The sequence below is a fragment of the Parasphingorhabdus sp. genome (assembly GCF_036963805.1).
Lineage (GTDB): Bacteria > Pseudomonadota > Alphaproteobacteria > Sphingomonadales > Sphingomonadaceae > Parasphingorhabdus.
This window is the reverse complement of record NZ_JBALUN010000060.1, coordinates 1-548: the sequence shown is the minus strand read 5'-3', so window position 1 is coordinate 548 and position 548 is coordinate 1. Positions and strand designations below refer to the sequence as shown.

Below are 548 nucleotides of genomic sequence, written 5' to 3'. Positions count from 1 at the left end.
CCAGCCGACATTGCACCGGTCCGTCCTGCGGGGCGGGCATCGGTTTTAGTTCGATCGCCAGCTCACCCGACTGGCCGAGATGCAGCCGGACCATCGCGGGGGCTTCCTGATGAAAGGTGATCGCCTGGATCGCGTTGCGGGCGGCGTGGCGGTCGAATTCATATTGCAGGGTGGCGGCGCTGGTCTTCATCCGCTCGAGATGCGGTTCCAGCCGCTTGATGCCGCTGGCGGGATCAAAGGCCATGGTTTCGATCAGGTCGACCTTGTGGCCCCCTTCCGCATTGGCATCCACTTTGGCAAATCTCCCCTTGGCGAGACATTCCCGCCATTCGTCATCCCCGTTCGAGTCCGCCACTATGCCAGAGCCGAGCCCGATGGAAAGCGTTTCTTTGCCCTCTTGCAGGAAGAAGGTGCGGATCGCGACATTGAAGGCGGCGTCGGAGCGACCCTGTTCGTCCGGCGCGTCGATCCGGCCGATCGAGCCGCAATAGATGCCGCGCGGTCCGCTGCCACCTGCGGCCAGCTCGAGCTCGTCGATAATCTCCATC

The 548-nt window shown here is 63.3% G+C and carries 1 protein-coding gene; it reads right to left on the bottom strand.

Annotation, left to right across the window (positions count from 1 at the left end):
• A partial coding sequence (locus tag V7676_RS18770) for a chorismate-binding protein (RefSeq protein WP_335661076.1) occupies window positions 1-548 on the bottom strand: 548 nt, incomplete at both ends.